This window comes from Steroidobacter agaridevorans, assembly GCF_009932555.1.
Taxonomy (GTDB): domain Bacteria; phylum Pseudomonadota; class Gammaproteobacteria; order Steroidobacterales; family Steroidobacteraceae; genus Steroidobacter; species Steroidobacter agaridevorans.
Genome location: NZ_BLJO01000003.1, coordinates 363,201 through 382,137, shown reverse-complemented (window position 1 = coordinate 382,137; position 18,937 = coordinate 363,201). Strand labels below are relative to the sequence as shown.

The window sequence follows — 18,937 nt, the reverse complement described above, 5'->3', positions numbered from 1 at the left end:
CAATCTACTGGTCAGGCCACTTTCCAACGATGAAGGTGGCCGACCAGGGGGAATATCCGGTCTGCGCTGTCGCTCGAAAGGGCGGCACGGCTGCGCTCGCCCGCGGCAAAACCAAGCTCCTCCATGGCGATTCGGCCCACGATCCATGAGAACGAAGGAGCTGAAGATGGAAAGAATCATGACTTCGGCCAGCGCGGGAGTGTTGGGCTTGTGCCTGGGCAGCGTGGCCCTGGCGCAGGAAACATCCACCGCCGGCACCGGCCAGCTCGAAGAAGTCGTCGTCACCGGCTATCGCGAGAGCCTCGAGGTCGCGCTCGATGCCAAACGCGATTCGGTCAATTTCACCGATTCCATTACCGCGGAGGACGTCGGCAAGCTGCCGGACAACAACCTCGCCGAAGCGTTACAACGCGTGCCAGGCGTGCAAATCTCACGCACCAACGGCGAAGGCCAGCAGATCTCACTGCGCGGCATGGGCCCAAGCTTCGCTCGTGTGTTGCTCGATGGCATGCCGGTGTCGGCCGCCTCCGAAGGCAGCGTCGATCAACAGGCGCGCAATCGCGAGTTCGATTTCGATCTGCTGCCTTCGGAAATTTTCAGCATGCTGCAGGTTTCGAAGACGCCGCGGGCCAGCACCGTGGAAGGCGGCCTGTCGGGCACGGTGGATCTGCGCACGCCCCGCCCCTTCGATTACAACGGTTTCCAAGCCAGTTATCAGCTGCAAGGCGCGTATCAGTCGTCGTCCGAAGAAGTCGATCCTCGCGGCAGCTTCCTGATCAGCAACAACTGGGACGGCAAGTTTGGCGCGCTGCTGAGCGTATCGATGTCGCAGCGAACGTTCCGCACCGATGGCTGGACTTCGCAAGGCTGGACTTCCGGCCGCATTCCAAACAATCCGCCGGCCGCAGGCTATGCGGGCGGCTTCGATTGGAATCTGCCGAGCGTCGATGCGAATCCCGCCAATCGACGCCCGGACTTCATCAACGAATCGGGCCTCACCAACGCGCAGCTCGCGAATGCACAGGTGCCGCGACTGGGCCGACCTGAAACGCAAACCGGCGATCGCGATCGCGTCGGCGGCACGCTGGCCTTGCAGTGGGCGCCGAACGATCGGTTGTTGTTCAACCTCGATGCCATCTACGCCAAGCTGGAATCGGATTTCGATCGCTACACCAACAACCTGCTGGTCCGAAACACCACGTTTCAAACCCGCGGCGACACCGGCTTCGGCTACATCACGCCGAGCAATTTCCAGGTCGACGGCAACAACACGCTGACGCACGGCACGCTGCTCAACGCGAAGTTCTGGTCCGAGAATCGGCTGTTCGAGCAGGAGTCGGACTTCAAGCATCTCGGCCTGGGCGGCTCGTGGCAGATCACGGACAACATCGGCCTGGACGTGAAAGCCTCGAAGGCAGAGTCCGATTTCCGCTGGCGCATGACCACGTACCTGTTCCTGTCGCAGCCAGGCACGGTCGACATCGACGTGAACGGCGGCATTCCGCGGATCACGCCGCAGCTCGACCTGGCCGACGTGGGCAACTGGCAGTTCGACACGGTACGCGTGCAGCCGCGCACACGCGAGGAAGAGAACGAGAACCTCTCGCTGGATCTGCAGTTCGGCGACGACGAACGAAACGTTCGCGTCGGCGCGCTGGCCAACAAGTACTACCGCGAGCGCCTCGCCTACTCGTCATCCGTCGGTGTGACGCAAGGCACTGCGTTGACTCCTTTCGGTTACACGGGCGGCGCCAACCTCAACGAGTTCGACATCACCAACTTCGCCGAAGTGGTGCCGGTGAAGAACTACGGCAAGGACCTGGATGTGGTGGGTTACAACCGCTGGATCGTCAGCGACCTCGACGCCTTCAGCGGCATGATGAATCCGAACGCGCTCGACGCGGCCGCCAATCTGGACTTCCAGAACTCCGGCAGCTTCGAGGAAGAGAACCTGTCGGCGTACATCGAGGGCAATGCGGCTTTCGACCTGTGGGGCCGTACCCTGCGCGTCAACGCCGGTGTGCGCTATGTGCAGACCGAGCATGAGATGGTGGGCTTCATCCGCGTCCCGACGACGCCACCGGCCGCCGGCAACCTGTTCGGACTGCGCAAGGAAGACTACGGCCGTAACACGATCGATGGCGACTATTCCGAAACGCTGCCGTCGCTGAATCTCGCTTACGACGTGAGCGACTCGGTGCTGGCGCGCTTCTCGGTCTCCAGGGCGCTGACCCGTCCCAATCCTTCCGACTTGCAGCCGTTCACCTCGATCAGCACCAGCGGCGTCGTGTCCCAGGGCAATCCGAACCTGGATCCGTACATCGCCGACCAGCTCGATGGCGGCGTCGAATGGTATTTCACCGAAGGCGCGGTGTTGGGCGGCAACCTGTTCTACAAGGAGATCACCGGCTTCGTCACCCGGCAGAACATTCCGCAACCGTTCCGCAATGCCGGCATCGCGCTCGATACCATCACCGACCCGACGATTCTCGCGCTGCTGCCGAACGGCCTGGACACCGTCCTGCTGTTCAACACGCCGGTGAACATCGAGGCGGTGACGTATCTCAAGGGCGCCGAGCTGCTGTATCAACAGCGCCTGGATATGCTGCTGCAAGGCCTGGGCGTCACGTTGAACTTCACGCGCCTGGACTCGGGCAGTCAGACCATCCTCGGCCTGGCGGAGAACAACTACAACGCCATTGCCTACTACGAGCAGGACCGCTTTGCGTTACGACTGTCGTATAACTATCGTGACGACTACGTCGAGTGCGAGCTGAACTGCGGCTCGACCTCGCCGGAAACCGGCTATCGCCGCGAAGCGGGTTATCTGGACTTTTCCGGTAGCGTAAACTTCGAGGCGCTCGGCCAGGCGCTGACGCTCAGTCTGGAAGCGCTCAACCTGACCGATGAAGAGGAATATTCGTTCTACGGTTACGAGAACCGTGCGAATACATTGAACAAACCCGGCCGCCAGTTCATTTTGGGTATCCGCGGCCAGTTTTAGGAAGACGACATGCGAACACGACACCCCATGAGCTCCGTTTCCCGCCGGACGTTCGGTAAGACGCTGATGGGGTTATCGTTGCCGCTAATACTGCCGAGCCGGTTGTTGGGCGCCGATGCGCCCAGCAATCGGATCCGTGTCGGCCAGATCGGTTGCGGCCGAATCGCCCGTGGCCACGACATGCCGGGCGTGTTGAAGTCCGGGCTCGCCGACATCGTCGCGGTTTGCGATCTCGACGCGCGTCGCGCGGCCGAGGGCAAGACACGCGTCGAGGAGTTGTATCGCGAAATCAATGCGCCGATGCCTGCCGTCAGCGTGCACACCGACTATCTCGAGATCCTTCAGCGCAAGGACATCGACGCCGTCGTGATCAGCACTCCGGATCATCAGCACGCCGAGCCGGCGCTGGCCGCGATCCTGGCCGGCAAAGATGTTTATTTGCAGAAGCCGTTCACGATGACGATCGCCGAAGGCAAGATCCTGCGCGACGCCGTCGCGCGCACCAAGCGCATCCTGCAGGTCGGGAGTCAGCAGCGCTCCTGGATCCAGTTTCGTCAGGCCGCGGAGCTGGTCCGCTCGGGGCGCATCGGCAAGGTGCGCAGCGTCGAGATCGGCTTGCCCATCGACCCGACCGCGCCGGACGACCCGGCGCAGCCCGTGCCGAACGGCTTCGACTACAATCGCTGGCTCGGCCCCGCCGAGTTTGCGTATTACACCGAGCAGCGCGTGCATCCGAAAGTCGGCTACGAAACCCGTCCGGGCTGGCTGCGCAACGAGTCGTTCTGCTTAGGGATGATCACCGGCTGGGGCTCGCATCACTACGACACCATGCATTGGGCGCTCGACCTGGAAGCGAGCGGTCCGTCGCGCGTCGAAGGCACGGCCGATTTCCCGACCAACAAGATCTGGAACGTGCACGGCGCTTACGACGTGAAGCTCACTTATCCGGGCGACATCCAGGTGCATGTTTCCGACAAGCACAACAACGGCCTGAAGTTCTTTGGCGAAGACGGCCGCTGGATCTGGGTGACGCGCGACGGCACGGCGACCGCCAGCGATCCCAGCTCCGGCAAGACCATGCCGCCGCTCGACGCGAGCGACAAACGTCTGCTCGATCCGAAGGGCCTGAAGGTCGAACTGCCCCGCAGCGACAATCATCACAAGAACTGGCTGGAAAGCGTGCGCTCTCGCAAGCAACCGCTCGCTCCCGCGCACGTCGCTCATCGCAGCGGCAGCGCCTGTATCGTCAGCTGGATTGCGATGAAGCTGCAGCGGCCGCTGACCTGGGATGTGAAATCCGAAAGCTTCCTCAACGATGCCGAAGCGAACAAGTGGTTGTCCCGTCCCGAGCGCGCTCCGTACGGCGTGACGCGACTGATCAAGAGCTGAGCGGCATCATGCGGAATCTGTTGAAGTCGCTGGTGGGCGCGACGCTGATGTTTGCTGCCTTCTCCTCCCCTGCCGAAGGTGTCACTGGCCCGGTGCGTCTGATCACGCTCGATCCGGGTCATTTCCATGCTTCGCTGGTTCAGAAGTTCATGTATGAAGGCGTCGATCCCGCCGTGCACGTCTACGCGCCCCAGGGCGACGACGTGCTCGAGCACATGAAGCGCATCGAAGGCTTCAACAAGCGTGCGGATCAACCCACCCGCTGGCGCACCGAAATCTACACCGGCCCCGACTACCTGCCGCGCATGCTCAAGGATCGTGCCGGCAATGTCGTCGTCATCTCAGGAAACAATGCGCAGAAGGCGGAGTACATCCTGAGCTCGATGCAGGCCGGCTTCAATGTGCTTGCCGACAAGCCGATGGCGATCACGCCGCCCGATCTGGAGAAGCTCAAGCAGGCGTTCGCGCTCGCCGAGCAGAAAGGCACCCTGCTCTACGACATCATGACGGAGCGCTTCGAGATCACATCGATCTTGCAGCGTGAGCTGTCGCAGCGGGCGGAGCTGTTCGGCACGTTGCAGAAAGGCACGCCCGCCGATCCCGCCATTCGCAAGGAAAGCGTGCATCACTTCTCGAAGATCGTCGCCGGCTCGCCGTTGAAGCGGCCGCAGTGGTTCTTCGATGTGCGTCAGCAAGGCGAAGGACTGGTCGATGTGACGACGCATCTGGTCGACCTGGTGCAATGGCAGGCCTTTCCAGAGCAGACACTCGAGCCCGAAGACGCGAAGGTGCTGAGTGCGAAGCACAGCCGGACACCGATCACGTTGGCGCAGTTCAAGAAAACCACGGGCGCGGCCGCGTTTCCGGACTTCCTGAAATCGGACGTGCAAAACGGTGTGCTGAATGTTTACGCGAACGGCGAGTTCACCTACCGCTTGCGCGATGTACACGCGCTGGTCTCGGTCAAGTGGGACTTCGAAGCACCGGCCGGCGGTGGTGACACTCACTTCTCCGTGATGCGCGGGACCAAAGCCTCGCTCACGATTCAGCAAGGCGCGGCTCAACAATTCAAACCTGTGCTCTACATCGAGGGCACCAAGGACGAAGCGGCGGTGCGGAGCGCCATCGAGTCCTTGCAAAGCAAGTATCCAGGCGTGGGCGTGCGCCGCGACGGCGCGCGCTGGGCAGTCACGGTGCCGGACAAATACAACGTCGGCCACGAAGCGCACTTCGCCCAGGTCACCGAAAACTTCCTCAAATACCTGCGCTCAGGCAAGCTGCCGGCATGGGAAGTGCCGAACATGCTCACCAAGTACTCGACCATCATGCAGGCGTATCAGCTCAGCCGCGCCGATTAAGACCTGACGACTATCGAATGCGATTTCCCAGAGCGGGCTTCCGTGCCATCGCGGGCGCCTGCCTGGCGTTGATTCCCGCGTGGCACGCGCAGGCGCAAAGCGGCGACCGGCCGGGTGAGAAACAAACACCGCCGCCAGCCCACATCAAAGCGCCTCCGGCGCCCGCGCTGAATCCAGAAGCCGCGCTGAAAACATTGCGGGTCGCGCCCGGGTTTCGGGCGGAGATCGTCGCCAGCGACCCGCTGCTGTTCGATCCAGTGGCCATGACCATCGGACCCGATGGCCGCATGTGGGTCGTCGAGATGCGCGCTTTCATGCCCAACGTCGACGGCGCCGGCGAAGACGCGCCGATCGGCACGATCGCCACCCTCGAAGATACGAACAACGATGGCCGCATGGACAAGCGCACCGAGTTCGCCGGCGGGCTGATGCTGCCGCGCGCGCTGGCGCTCGTCGCCGACGGCGTGCTGGTCGCCGAGCCGCCGAATCTCTGGTTCATGCGCGACACCGACAACGACGGCAAGGCAGACGACAAGCAGCTGGTCGCGAACGATTACGGCAATCCGTCGAACCCTGAGCACAGCGCGAACGGCTTGCTGCGGGGCTTCGACAATTGGATCTACAGTGCGAATCACACGACCCGCTTCCGCTACGAGCGAGGACAATGGAAACGCGAGCCGACCGCGTTTCGGGGTCAGTGGGGCATCGCGCAGGACGACTTCGGCCAGCTGTACTTCAACAACAACAGCGTCGCGCTGTACACCGACGTCCTGCCCGCCGAATATCTGCTCCGCAATCGCAATCTCCCGAACCCGCGCGGCTCGAACGTGCAGCTGGCGCGGGCCAGTGAGATATCCGTCTGGCCCGCTCGCGTGACGACCGGCGTCAATCGCGGTTACAAAATCCTGCGAGAAGACGGCACCCTGCCCGTCCTCACTGCTGCCAGCGGTCCTGCGATCTATCGCGACACGTTGTTCCCGGAAAGCTTCCGCGGCGATGCCTTCATCTGCGAGCCGGCCGGCAATCTCGTGAAGCGGCTGGTGATCGAAGAGCGTGACGGCATTCCCCGAGTTCGCAACGCTTACGAGCGAACCGAATTCCTCGCCTCGACCGACGAACGATTCCGGCCCGTGAATCTGTACAACGGACCCGATGGGTCGTTGTATGTCGTCGACATGTATCGCGGCGTGATCCAGCACCGCATCTTTCTCACGACCTATCTGCGCAACCAGATCAAGGAGCGTGGCCTCGAGGCGCCGCTCGGCATGGGACGCGTCTATCGCATCGTGCCCGAGAATGTGGCCCGTCACCCTGCGCCGAATCTGGCGAAAGCTACGCCATCGCAACTCGTTGACGCTCTCAATCACGAAGGCGCGTGGGTAAGAGAAACAGCGCAGCGCTTATTAGTGGAGCGCCAGGAGGCCAGCACCACGTCCGCGCTTCGACGGTTGGCTACAAATGCCTCTCGCCCGGTGACCCGCGTGCATGCGCTGTGGACGCTGGATGGCATCGACGCCATCGATTGGCCCACCGTCACTGCAGCGTTGCGCGATGCCGAGCCTCGCGTCGTATCCACCGCCGTCCGCGTCTCAGAAAAATTTCTGACGACCGATCCCGACCGTACGATCAAGGCATGGTTGGAACGTGCACGATGGAACGAACCTGCAGTCGTTCGCCAGGTCGCACTCTCGCTCGGCGAGGCCATCGGAAATCAGGCAGACGGCGCGCTGCTGGAACTGGCCCGTCAAGCGGGCGCGCAGCCTTACGTCGCCGATGCCATTGTCAGCAGCGTCAGCAGCCGCGAATCCCCGTTTGTGACATCGCTGATGGCGACGGACGATGAAGCCACCACTGCCAACGCATCACCCGTGCTCGCCGTGGCCGTGGCAACGGTGCTGCAGACAGGTGATGTCGAGGAAAGCCAGGCACTGCTCGACCGCCTGACTCAAGCGAAGACCAGCGCGTGGGTCCGCACCGCCTTGCTCGATGGCATCGATCGTCTTATTCCCCGCGCCGACGATGGCTCGAAGCGTATGGCCTATCTGGCCGTCGAGCCCAAAGCGCTGCTCACCTATGCATCCAGTGGTGCGACCGATGCGCCGAGGGCCGCGCAATTAGCGAAATTCCTACGTTGGCGCGGCTCCGCGGTGGACATGGCGGCCTCACTCGCCAAGCTGACACCCGAACAACGCGCGCTCTACGACAAGGGCCGCACGGCGTTCGCCGTTTGCGCCGCCTGTCATCAAGATGAAGGCCAGGGCATGAAGGGCCTCGCCCCCGCGCTCGCCGGCTCGCAATGGGTCAACGGCTCGCCGCAGGCGGTGGTCCGCATCGTGCTCAATGGCAAGGTGGATCAACTTGCGATGCCGGGCCTCGGCAGCGCGCTCGACGACGAGACCATCGCCTCGATCCTCACCTACGTGCGTCGCTCGTGGGGCAACGAAGCGAGCCCCATCGATCCACGCACCGTCGAATCCATTCGGGGCGTCGTCGCCCATCGCGACGAGCCGTGGAGCGACGAAGAGCTGCAGCCGCTACGCTGAACGGCCGGGCTGTCGTCGGCGAGCGACAGTCCCTCTGATTCGTCAACGCCTTCGTTCTACCGCAGGGGCCCTCGGGTAATCCGTTAGTCGGCTTAACCCAGTCCCCAGGTGCGAAACACGGCCCGTCCTATTGTTTTGCCGATTTTTCTGGCTCTATGCTGGCGGCCACAGCACGGAAGTGTGCTCAGAAGACATGCACGCGGCTCATCACCCTATTTTCGTTGTTTTATCGATCCTTACAGCGTGGTTCGGTTCCTGGACCGCGCTCGATCTGTTCCGTCGGGTGCGAGCTCATGGCGGCGCGTGGCGCGTGGCCTGGATCGCCGCGGCGGGCATCGCGATGGGCCTGAGCATCTGGTCGATGCATTTCATCGCCATGCTCGGTTTCGATCCCGGCGGCGAGGTGCGCTACGAGATCGGGCTGACGCTGTTATCGCTGGGGCTGGCGATCGCCACCACCGCCTTCGCGTTCTTTTTTGCTTCCCGGCATCGGTCGTTGCATCGGCAAGTATTCGCCGGCGTGACCATGGGGGCAGGCATCTGCACCATGCATTACGTCGGCATGGCGGCGTTGATCACCGGAGTCGTGCTCACTTACGAGCCGGTGTATGCAGTGCTCGCGTTCATCGTGGCGGTCAGCGCATCCACCGGTGCGCTGATGATGGCCGCAAAGAACACGACGGGTGCGCAACGTGCGCTGGGAGCATGCGCGCTGGGCTTCGCCATCGTCGGCATGCACTACTCAGCGATGCTCGGCGTTCAGATCGATGCGAGCTCGCTGCACGACATCGAGCCGGCCGGCATCGACTCGATCGTGCTGGCCATCGGCGTGGCCGCGGGCACCTTCTTCATCCTGTTACTGACATTGATCGCAGCCCTGCACGATCGCCGGGTCGAAGCGCTGGCGCTACGGGCCGCCTTGCAAAGCGAACAACAGCTGCGCGCCGTCCTCGACAATCTGCCGATCGGCGTCCTGGTCGCAGCGTCGCCCGCCGGCGAGGTGCGCTTCGCGAACGCCGAAGCGGAACGGCTGCTCGGTCGGCCCATCGCATCGCAGGCGATCTGGGATCAGCAGATCGCGGACGGCGTGGTCGACCAAACGGGCAACCAGCTGCTGCCCAGGGAATACGTGCTCTACAAGGCGATGGCGGAGAACCGTCGCGTCGGCCCGCAGCTGCAAAGTTATCGCCGGCCCGACGGCGCAGTCGTGCAGTTCGAAACGACCGCCGCCCCGGTGCAGGCCGGCGACCAGGAACGGCTGACGGTCGCCGCATTCCAGGACGTCACTGCCAAGCTGGTTGCCGAACATCGCGCCGCTGAAGCCATCGCCGCGAAATCGGATGCGGAAGCGGCACTGATGCATGCACAACGGCTCGATGCGATCGGCCGTTTGACCGGCGGCGTCGCTCACGACTTCAACAATCTGCTGACAGTCGTGATCGGTGCACTCGATGTCATTCTCAAACACCCGGAGAACGCCGCTCGACGCAAGCGACTCGGCGAAGCCGCGCTCGCCGCCGCCCGGCGCGGCGAACGACTCACTGCGCAACTGCTGGCATTCGCGCGTCGTCAACCGTTGCAGCCGCAGGCGTGCGATCTCAATGTCCTGATCCGCGAATGCGAGCCGTTGTTGAAACGCGCGACCGGAGAATCGATCTCGCTGGTGCTGCGTTTGTGCTCCGACGAAGCCGTCGCGCTGATCGATCCTGCGCAATTCGAAGCGTCGATGTTGAATCTGCTGGTGAACGCGACCGACGCGAGCGCCGCCGGCGGTGAAATCGTCGTGCAGACGCAGGTCGTCGAGCTGTCGTCCGCGGAAGTTTCGAATCTGCCGGCGGGCCGCTACCTTCAACTCACCGTCGCCGATCGAGGCGAAGGCATGAACGAAGCGGTGATGAGCCGGATCTTCGAACCGTTCTTCACGACCAAATCGCCGGGCAAGGGCACCGGTCTCGGCTTGAGCCAGGTGTATGGCTTCGTGCGTCAATCCGGCGGTGAGGTGCAAGTCCGCAGCGCGCCCGGCGCGGGCACGACATTCAGCGTGTATGTGCCGATCGGCGCCAGCCTGCCGGTGCCGGAAGCTCCCGAGCCGGCGATCGAATCGTCCGGCGACACGTGGAATATCCTGCTGACCGAAGACGACCCATCGGTCGCTGGCATCGTCGAAGTCATGCTGGCCGATCTTGGCCATCGAGTGGTCCGTGCCGAGAACGCCGAGGAAGCGCTGCGCGTGCTGCAATCGGATGTGCGGATCGACGTGCTGGTGAGCGATGTCGTCATGCCTGGCGACATGAATGGCGTGGCGCTGGCCAAGCGCGCCGAGCAGCTGCGGCCCGGCATCAAGATATTGCTGAGCTCGGGCTACGCCGGAGAAACATTGGAAGAATCGCTCGCGCATGGCGGCGATTGGCCGTTCCTCCGCAAGCCTTATCTCGCCACCGAGCTCGCCGAAGCACTCGCACGACTGCGCAGCCCGGGCAGCGACGATCACTTCGAGCGTCGCATGCTGCCGACCGGCTAGGCGGCTCGCCCCACAGATCGATTCAGGGATCGAACGTCGCGCTGGGAGAGATCGAGGCCGGCGAGCACCGATCTGCACTGCCACAAACTCGCCCGATGTTTCCTGGCAAGCACGCTTCGTTCCCATTCCAGAAATGTTTCGCTATCGCAACGACTGTATCACTGTGCCGGTGTGTGCCGTAACAGTGTCACGTAATGACACATTGTGAGTTGTTGCTGTAACCACACGCCACGCCGTCCATCCTCTGCTCATTGCAAACAATGCGCCGATCCATGTCGATTGACTACGATGCTGGCGCGCGATGTGCAGGCGCATCAGCACGATCCCGAAGTGGCATAGCCCTTGCTACAGGTGGGCAACGGACAACGCCGTTTGGGGGAAAGCCATGCGCATCAAAGAACGCCGAAATGGTCTCGCCTATATCTTGTGCTACACGGCTACGGCCGTGGTCGCCACAAGTTTCATGCCTCGCACTGCAGCCGCGGTCGAAGTCGCCGCCGGCGACTGGACCCTCACCGCCAGCGGCAATGTGAATGTTTACTACATCCATTCCAGTTGCGAGGAACAAACGACGCTCGGCATCACCGGCGGGCTCGCGTGCCGTGGCGCAGCTGGCGAAGACAGCAGTTCGTCGGTCAGCAACGGCCTGCTTCCGGCAGCACTCGCGATCGGGGCCAAGACCACTCAGAAAGGCATCGATCTGTCGGTGACTTTCGGCTTTTACCCGGGCATCAGCACCAACGACGGCAGCCCGAATCTGCAGCAAGGCGCGGATCTGCTGAACACGGCGCTCGGCACCACGGCCATCGACATGCGCCAGGTGTTCATGACGTTCGGCAATGACAAGATGGGCGAGTTCAAGCTCGGCCGAGACATCGGCCTGTTCGGCGCCGATGTGATTTTGAACGATATGACGCTGCCCGGCGTCGGCGGGGGTAACGGCAACTACGCGGCGCCAGCGAACACGTCGCTGGGATCGATCGGCCTCGGTTACATCTACGCCGACTGGCTCGGCCAGATCAATTACACCACGCCGAGTTTCGGCGGCTTGAAGATCACCCTCGGCATCTTCGACCCGCTCGAGCCCATCACTCAAGGAACGGCGACGCCCGAAGGCAGTCCGGGCTACCATGCCAAGATTGCGTTCAAATCCGACGTGTTCTACGCCTCCGCGAGCTTCATCTCACAAAAGCACGAAGGCCCGCTCAACATCGGCGACTTCGATAGCCGCGGCTTCGACGTCGGCGGCAAAGTGACGTTGGGCGACTTCGAAGTGCTCGGCTGGTACTACAACGGCAAAGGCATGGGCACGACGGCCTTGTATCTATTCGGCGCCACCGTCACCGGCCAGGAGCGCGACTCCGACGGTTTCCTGGCTCAGGCCACCTACAAGTTCGGCGACACCAAGGTCGGCATCAACTTCGGTCAGAGCAATCTCGATCTCGCCTCCGGCGAAGCGCCCTCGGATCTGGTGGAAACCAACGAGAAATATACTGTCGGCGTCTATCACTCGCTGACCGAGAATCTGACACTGATCGCCGAATTCTCGGATATCCACGCCGAAGCTCACAACGGCATCGAGAACGACAGCAACAACTTCAACATCGGCGCCTACCTGTCATTCTGAATATCGCTCGAGGGCGAGCCCACGCGGGTGGCGCTGTGCAGAACTGTCAGAACTGAACATCGCCGCCCCCGCGTGACAATATTCTCCGGCCCGTGCTATACGGCCGAACGTCCGCCACGGACGAGCGGACGTAAGCGACGCACGGGGGGAAGGACATGGACGCCGACGCAGCCGTCATTCCGCTGCAGCTTCATCCCTTGGGATTCATCGAAGCCTTCACGCAGCTCGACGCCAGCCTTGCCACTCTGCTCCGCGGTACTGGCATCTCGCAGTCGATGCTCGACGATCCGCGTGCACGTATTTCATATGCACAGCAAGCACGGCTGATCGCCAACGGCCTGTCGCAATGTCATCGCCCGGGGCTCGGCCTGCTCGTCGGTCAGATGTTCGATTGGAGTTATTACGGCAGCGTCGGCGGGGTCGTGCAATGTAGTCCCAGCCTGCGTGCCGCCGGCGAAGCCTTCCAGCGTTACCTGATGATCGCGCAACCGTGGTACGCCTTCCGCGGTCGCCGGGCGACGACGTACTTGGATCTCGACGGCATGATCGTCGATCCACTGGACTGCTTTCCTGCGGGTGGCGCGCCCGAGCCCTTGCGGCAATTCGAAAGTGAGTTCCGTCTCGCCATGCAGCTCCGCATCTGGGACTCGTGTGGCAACAAAGCAGCACCCGACACCTCGATCCGTGTGTGTCTGAATCATTCCGAGCCCAGTTACGCCCATCTGTATCGCTCGCTCCCCTGCACGTCGGTCCGGTTCGATTGCCCGCGCTCCTACATCGCTGCGCATCGGCATTTCGTATTGGAGCCGTTTCGTCCATTCCGACGGCGCGCGTTCGATCGAATCATCCAGCGCTGCGAGCAGGAGCTGGTCGAATCGCAGGTCGAGCCGAGCTATCGCGCGAAGGTGCGCTGGCACGTGTTCGCCGGCTTCAACAAGCGCCCGCCACTCAACGAGATCGCCTCCATGCTGAGCGTCACGCCTCGCGCTCTGACACGGCGTCTTGCCAGCGAAGGCATCACCTTCCGTGAGATCACTCACGAGGTTCGCATGGAGCTCACGGCACATCACCTGCGCTGCTCGCGCTTGAGCGTCGATCAGATCGCGGAACTGATGGGTTTCTCGTGCGCATCCAGTCTGCGTCGCGCCATACGGAATTGGAGCGGCAGCGCTGCGGGCACGATGCGGGAAGCGCCACCACCGAGCGCCGCACGTCGCATCAACACACGCCAATTCTCCAGCAAAGCGGTAAGTCGTGTCATAGCGCGTTCGTAGCGCCAGTCTTTAGGATCGGCCCGGCACAGCATCACGATTGCGTCTCCACGCGGGACGCACGTTACAGGGGGACGATCCAATGTTTCACTCGTTCACGCCGCGCGTTCCGCGCCGGCGCAAGCTCTCTTGCCTCAGTATTTTATTGGCGGCCTGCTGCATGTTTGCAGGCATCACTCGCGCCGATGTGATTTTTCAGGAAGCCTTCTCCACCGGGTTGGGCCAATTCACATCGACAGGCACCGTATCGACAACTACCGGCGCCGCACGCCTGCGTGGCAGCCTGGGCAGCGACGATGGAACGATCACGTCGACCGCCATCAACGCGCAGGGATTCACGGACATTTCGTTGAGCTTCGATCGTTCCTCATCGGGCCTGGATCTCGGCGAAGCCGGCATCGCCGCTGTTTCCATCAACGGCGGCGCGTACGTCACGCTGGAGTCGAGCCGCACGGCCGCCGGCCGCGTCACGTTTCCACTGGGCGCGTCCGCTGCAAACGCCAGCCGCATCGTCATTCGCTTCAGCATCAATGCGAGCAGCACGCTCGAAACCTACGACGTCGATAACGTTTCGCTGTCAGGCACGCGTGGCGGCGGCAACCCAGGCGGCCCGCGGCCGGCGCTGGGAGAATTTGTGACATTCGAGACGGGCCAGGTACGGCCGCTGGCGTTGTCGAGCAACGGTTCCCGTCTGTATGCGGTCAACACGCCGGACAATCGGGTCGAAGTGTTCGATACGACCGGCGCTACGCCTACCCTGCTGCAATCCATTTCGGTGGGATTGGAGCCAGTCGCAGTCGCGCTCGCCAACGATAACGAGCTGTGGGTCGTCAATCACTTGTCCGATAGCGTCAGCATCGTCGACGTGTCATCGCAGCCGGCACGAATCGTCAACACACTGCTGGTCGGCGATGAGCCGCGCGACATCGTGTTCGCTGGACCTTCGAATGCCTGGGCATTCATCACCGCCGCGCATCGAGGCCAGAATGCTCCGTTCAATCCGCAACTGACGACAGCGGGCATCGGTCGCGCGGATGTCTGGGTTTTCGCGCGAAACAACCTCGGCACGAAGCTCGGCGGCGCGCCAGCCACAGTCCTCAACATGTTCGGCGACACGCTGCGCGGGCTTGCACGAACTGCCGATGGCAGTCGCGTGTACGCCGCCGTATTGAACTCCGGCAACCGCAGCACCGTGCTCACAGATGACATCGGCGAAGGCGGCATTTCCAAGCCAACGCCGTTCAACGCAGCCGACGGCACGACACAGCCGGGCACCGGACTGATCGTGCAATTCAATGGCACGAACTGGCTGGACGGCGGCGATCCAAGAACCGGCGTTGCGCCACAGATCTGGAACAATCGCGTCAAGCTCACTTTGCCTGACTACGATGTGTTCGCGATCGACACCACCGGCACATTGCCGCAGGTCACGAGCCGGATCAGCGGTGTCGGCACGACGTTGTTCAACCTGGCCGTGAATCCGCGCACCGGCGTCGTGTATGTGAGCAATACTGAAGCGCTCAACCGCACTCGCTTCGAGGGACCTGGCAGTCGCGCAACGACAGTTCGCGGCCACTTTGCGGAGAGCCGCATCACTGTCATCAGCGGCACGTCCGTGTCGCCCCGCCATCTCAACAAACACATCACCAGCTACAACAGCAGCGTCGGCACGGCTGCGGAGCGCGCGCTGAGCCTGGCCACGCCGCTCGAGATGGCGGTGAGCGCCGATGGCAGCAACTTGTTCATCGTCGCGATGGGTTCCGGCAAACTCGCGCGCTTCAGCACGTCGCAGCTGGAGGCGAACACCTTCACTCCGGCGGCGGCGAATCAATTGACACTATCGGGCGGCGGCCCAACCGGCGTGGTGCTGGATGAAGCACGTGCCCGCGCGTACGTGCTGACTCGCTTCGACAACGGCATCTCCGTCGTCAATACAACGCAGCTCACCGAGGCCGCGCACATCCGGATGTTCAATCCAGAGCCCGCGGTGGTCACCACCGGCCGACCCTTCCTTTACGACGCGAACGCCACGTCCAGCCGCGGCGACTCATCCTGCGCCGGCTGTCACATCTTCGGCGACATGGATCAGCTCGCGTGGGATCTGGGCAATCCCGACGATGTGCTGGTCCAGAACCCGACCGCCTACAACACCAACATTCCCATCTTCGGCCGCAACCGCAATCTGCATCCGATGAAAGGGCCGATGACCACGCAAAGTCTGCGCGGCCTGAAGGGCAACGGCCCGATGCACTGGCGCGGCGATCGCACAGGCGTGAGCCGTGACGCCAACGAAACGCTCGAGGAGCAGGCGTTCGAGGACTTCAACGTCGCGTTCACCGGTTTGCTCGGCCGCGCGACACAGCTCACCGAAACGGAGATGGATGCGTTCGCGAAGTTCGCCCTGCGACTCACGTATCCGCCGAACCCCATCGCGAATCTGGACAACTCGCTGACGACAATCCAGGCGCAGGGCCAGCAGATCTACAACACCGTCACTTCCGACACGCTGACCACCTGCAATGGCTGTCACGTCGTCAACCCGGCGCAGAACCGCTTCGGCACCGACGGCACGATGGCGATCGAAGGTGCGGGCGTCGATGAAGACTTCAAGATCCCGCATCTGCGCAACATGTATCAGAAGGTCGGCATGTTCGCCGAGAACACCCAGACCACCTCGCCTTTCCTCGGCGATCAGATTCGCGGCTTTGGCTTCGACAACTCGGGTGCGTCCGGCACGGTCAGCCTGTTCCTGAGCGCGCCGGTGTTCACCTTGAACGCAACCCAGCGATCCCAGGTCGAGCAGTTCGTGCTCGCGATGCCGTCCGAGATGAATCCCATCGTCGGCCAGCAGGTCACAGCGACTCCAGCCAACGTGGCGCAAAGCGATGTCGTCGCACGCGTGAATCTGCTCGTGCAGCGTGCGTTGGTCACGACGCCTCGGCCCGAGTGCGAGCTGGTCGCGAAGGCAGTGATACAAAACGTCGCCAAAGGCTGGGTCATGAACGGCAGCCAGAGCTTCGTGCCGAACGCTGCGTCCGAGGCGACTCTGACACTGCAGGGGCTGTTGAATCAAGTCAGCTCGGCCGGAACGACGGTCACATTCACGTGCGCGCCGCCGGGAAATGGTTCGCGCATCGGTGTCGACCGCGATTCGGACAACGTGCTCGATCGTGATGAGACCTGAGGCATAGGCAACGGAGGGCCATGACCATGAGACTGCTTACATTCGCGACAATCGCGATCGGCGCGCTGGTGAGTGCCGGCGCGTCGGCGGCCACCATCTTTCAGGAGAACTTTGCCGGAGGCTTGGGCACATTCACCTCCAGCGGCAGTGTGGCGACGGGAAGCTATGGCGCACGCATGCGCGGCGGTCTCTCTGGTGGCGCGCAGATTACCTCTGCCGCCATCAGCACCGCGGGCTTCACGAACGTCCAGCTGAGCTTCGATCGCACCACGTCCGGGCTCGACCTGGGCGAAGCTGCGGTCGCCTCGTTCTCGACGGACGGCAGCACCTTCACTCAGCTCGAATCCGTTCGAACTGCCAGCGGCCGCGTGACGCTGAGCCTCGGCGCCGGAGCAAACAATCAGAGCCGCGTGTTCCTGCGCTTCGCAGTGAACGCCAGCAGCCTGCTGGAGACGTACACCGTCGCAAACATCGTGCTCGATGGTACGGGCGGCTCGGATCCCGATCCGGGCGGTGGCGTGCTGCCGCCGGTGTCCAGCATCGAGACCGACGGCCCCTTCTCGACGACCATCGACATGAATGCAGGCTCCGGTCGCAGCGGCTGGGTCGTGCGTCCGACGACGCTCGGTCAAAACGGCTTGCGGCATCCGGTGTTCGTCTGGGGGCCTGGCGCGGGCGCGACGCCGAGCAGCTATGAATTCCATCTGCGACGCCTCGCTTCGCATGGATTCGTCGTCTACTCGGAAGTCTCGACGAGCAGCGGCAGCGAGATTCGAGCCGCGTTGGATTGGCTGGTGAGCGAGAACGGGCGCGCCGGCAGTCCCTACTATCAACGTCTCGCTCTGGATCGCATGGCGGCCGGCGGCCACTCACGCGGCTCGATCGGCACCTTCGCCATCGCCAGCGATTCGCGACTGAAAACCACGATTCATGTCGCCGGCGGCTCGTTCGATGGCAACGGCTCGCGCAACTTGCGCAATCCCGCGATCTACATCTGCGGCGAGAATGACACGACGGCAACACCCAACTGCGAGCGCGATTACAGCGCCACGACGGTGCCGATCGTGTTCACCATCATGGACAACGTCGATCACATCAACGCGGCCCGCTCGGGCTTGCCCGCCATCACCGCGTGGCTGCGCTGGCAGATCGGCGGCGAGACCGATCGTCGCGGCATGTTCATCGGCGCCGGCTGTTACTTCTGCGGCGGCATCTGGTCGACGAGAAGCAAGAACTGGTGATGCGCCTCCTGGTCGCATGTGTGGGTGCGGTGGCGGTGGCGTGGTGGATGGGCTCGGAGGAAACATCGAACCCTCAATCCACTCCGCTACCGCCGCCGCATGTAGAACGGATTGATTCGCCAGTCGATGCGGCGCCGCCTGCACCCAGCGCTGATGAGCACCGGCCGGCTGTTGCAAACTCTCCGATGTACGCCGTGCTGCTAGATCAACTACCACCCGTCACCGTCTCGCGCTTGCAGACATTGCTTGCGGACTCGGAGCAAGTAACGGACCTCGCCCTTCTCGCCGCACGCGAGCGCGAAATCTCCCTGCTGCTGAGTGCGGAGGAATATTCGCTGTACGAGCAGCTTCGCGGGTCCGATGCCATTCAAGCTCACCTGCAAGCCTTCGCGAACCAGGTTGAAACAACGTCGCCGCTGCATCCCGAACAGCGGCGCGGTCTCCTGCTCGCGAAATTGAATCACTCAACCGCCGCGCAGCTGCTGGTGCTCGATTCCGAACTGGATGAAGCAAACATTCCAGCGATGGAACGCGCGTACGCACGCGACGTGGCCGCAGCGGGTATCGAACACCACGAACGCGCCTTTCTCGACGAAGTCCGACCTTTGCTAACAACCGAGCAATGGTCTGCGCTGGCGGAATTCGAGCGCGCCAGCCTCGCAAACCACTCTGCAGCACCGCCCGAGACACAGGCCAGCCGAGTGGATAATCCATGAACCGGGTGCCAGAGCAGGCGCAAGGAACTTGCCTCCACCCACGAGCGAGCTCAGAAGCTGCAAGACCAGATCGAAGCCCGGCA

The 18,937-nt window shown here is 62.8% G+C and carries 10 protein-coding genes; all 10 read left to right on the top strand.

The features are described 5' to 3' along the window. Positions 1–166: 166 nt before the first annotated feature. The 10 genes from GYH35_RS12625 to GYH35_RS12580 all read left to right on the top strand — a co-directional run bounded on the left by GYH35_RS12625 (position 167) and on the right by GYH35_RS12580 (position 18,854). Complete coding sequence (locus GYH35_RS12625) at positions 167–3,004, top strand: TonB-dependent receptor (protein ID WP_161812179.1); 2,838 nt, start codon at positions 167–169, stop codon at positions 3,002–3,004. A 27-nt stretch (positions 3,005–3,031) separates the two neighbouring features. After that, positions 3,032–4,393, top strand: a complete 1,362-nt coding sequence (locus GYH35_RS12620; RefSeq protein ID WP_202624277.1) for a Gfo/Idh/MocA family protein — start codon at positions 3,032–3,034, stop codon at positions 4,391–4,393. A gap of 8 nt (positions 4,394–4,401) precedes the next feature. Beyond that, positions 4,402–5,751, top strand: coding sequence for a putative oxidoreductase C-terminal domain-containing protein (locus tag GYH35_RS12615; RefSeq protein WP_161812177.1), 1,350 nt, complete (start codon positions 4,402–4,404; stop codon positions 5,749–5,751). 17 nt (positions 5,752–5,768) lie between these two features. Beyond that, positions 5,769–8,294, top strand: a complete 2,526-nt coding sequence (locus tag GYH35_RS12610; protein ID WP_161828577.1) for a DUF7133 domain-containing protein — start codon at positions 5,769–5,771, stop codon at positions 8,292–8,294. 193 nt (positions 8,295–8,487) lie between these two features. After that, the gene (locus tag GYH35_RS12605; protein ID WP_161828576.1) at positions 8,488–10,815 is read left to right on the top strand and encodes an MHYT domain-containing protein; all 2,328 of its coding nucleotides are present in this window, start codon (positions 8,488–8,490) and stop codon (positions 10,813–10,815) included. A 385-nt stretch (positions 10,816–11,200) separates the two neighbouring features. Beyond that, the gene (locus GYH35_RS12600) at positions 11,201–12,442 is read left to right on the top strand and encodes a porin (RefSeq protein WP_161812174.1); all 1,242 of its coding nucleotides are present in this window, start codon (positions 11,201–11,203) and stop codon (positions 12,440–12,442) included. Between the two features lie 155 nt (positions 12,443–12,597). Next, complete coding sequence (locus tag GYH35_RS12595; RefSeq protein ID WP_161812173.1) at positions 12,598–13,716, top strand: AraC family transcriptional regulator ligand-binding domain-containing protein; 1,119 nt, start codon at positions 12,598–12,600, stop codon at positions 13,714–13,716. A gap of 157 nt (positions 13,717–13,873) precedes the next feature. Next, positions 13,874–16,897, top strand: a complete 3,024-nt coding sequence (locus GYH35_RS12590) for a YncE family protein (RefSeq protein ID WP_202624276.1) — start codon at positions 13,874–13,876, stop codon at positions 16,895–16,897. Between the two features lie 20 nt (positions 16,898–16,917). Continuing rightward, positions 16,918–18,138, top strand: coding sequence for a poly(ethylene terephthalate) hydrolase family protein (locus tag GYH35_RS12585; protein ID WP_161828575.1), 1,221 nt, complete (start codon positions 16,918–16,920; stop codon positions 18,136–18,138). A gap of 185 nt (positions 18,139–18,323) precedes the next feature. Continuing rightward, positions 18,324–18,854, top strand: a complete 531-nt coding sequence (locus GYH35_RS12580; protein WP_161812171.1) for a hypothetical protein — start codon at positions 18,324–18,326, stop codon at positions 18,852–18,854. Positions 18,855–18,937 lie beyond the last annotated feature (83 nt).

Bases quoted from the DNA above. Each gene is read 5' to 3' on its own strand.
- GYH35_RS12625 (WP_161812179.1), top strand. From the start codon at position 167: ATGGAAAGAATCATGACTTCGGCCAGCGCGGGAGTGTTGGGCTTGTGC.
- GYH35_RS12620 (WP_202624277.1), top strand. From the start codon at position 3,032: ATGAGCTCCGTTTCCCGCCGGACGTTCGGTAAGACGCTGATGGGGTTA.
- GYH35_RS12615 (WP_161812177.1), top strand. From the start codon at position 4,402: ATGCGGAATCTGTTGAAGTCGCTGGTGGGCGCGACGCTGATGTTTGCT.
- GYH35_RS12610 (WP_161828577.1), top strand. From the start codon at position 5,769: ATGCGATTTCCCAGAGCGGGCTTCCGTGCCATCGCGGGCGCCTGCCTG.
- GYH35_RS12605 (WP_161828576.1), top strand. From the start codon at position 8,488: ATGCACGCGGCTCATCACCCTATTTTCGTTGTTTTATCGATCCTTACA.
- GYH35_RS12600 (WP_161812174.1), top strand. From the start codon at position 11,201: ATGCGCATCAAAGAACGCCGAAATGGTCTCGCCTATATCTTGTGCTAC.
- GYH35_RS12595 (WP_161812173.1), top strand. From the start codon at position 12,598: ATGGACGCCGACGCAGCCGTCATTCCGCTGCAGCTTCATCCCTTGGGA.
- GYH35_RS12590 (WP_202624276.1), top strand. From the start codon at position 13,874: ATGTTTGCAGGCATCACTCGCGCCGATGTGATTTTTCAGGAAGCCTTC.
- GYH35_RS12585 (WP_161828575.1), top strand. From the start codon at position 16,918: ATGACCATGAGACTGCTTACATTCGCGACAATCGCGATCGGCGCGCTG.
- GYH35_RS12580 (WP_161812171.1), top strand. From the start codon at position 18,324: ATGTACGCCGTGCTGCTAGATCAACTACCACCCGTCACCGTCTCGCGC.